Below are 529 nucleotides of genomic sequence, written 5' to 3'. Positions count from 1 at the left end.
GGAAAGACCTCCCCTGGTTCTGGCATGGCTTCGACATGTTCTGGTTTGCCGCACTGATGGTGCTTGTGGTGCCTGGCCTGCTCGCCTTCATTTTCGGCTGGTTCGCCTTCCGCAGCCGCGTCAACGGCGTCTATCTGTCGATCATCACCCAGGCGATGACCTATGCGCTGCTGCTCGCCTTCTTCCGCAACGACATGGGTTTCGGCGGCAATAATGGCATGACCGATTTCAAGGATATTCTCGGCTTCAACATTCAGGCCGACGCCACCCGCGCCGCGCTCTTCGCCGCCACCGCAACCTTCCTGGCCCTCGCACTCCTGCTCGCCTCGGCTATCGTCCGATCGAAATACGGCAAGGTATTGATCGGCGTGCGCGATGCCGAGAGCCGGGTACGCTTCCTCGGCTTCCGGGTCGAGAACATGAAACTCTTCACCTTCGTCGTCTCGGCGATGATGGCCGCCATTGCCGGCGCGCTCTACGTGCCGCAGGTCGGCATCATCAATCCCGGCGAATTCGCTCCGGCCAATTC

The 529-nt window shown here is 60.9% G+C and carries 1 protein-coding gene; it reads left to right on the top strand.

The window, feature by feature from the left end; translation table 11 throughout:
• The coding region (locus tag AC1D0P_RS28060) for an ABC transporter permease subunit (protein WP_477679724.1) at window positions 1-529 on the top strand (529 nt) is incomplete at both ends.

Source organism: Polaromonas sp. P1_G2 (assembly GCF_056405515.1).
Note: the sequence above shows the minus strand (reverse complement) of the source record. Positions and strands in the feature narration are given on the sequence as shown.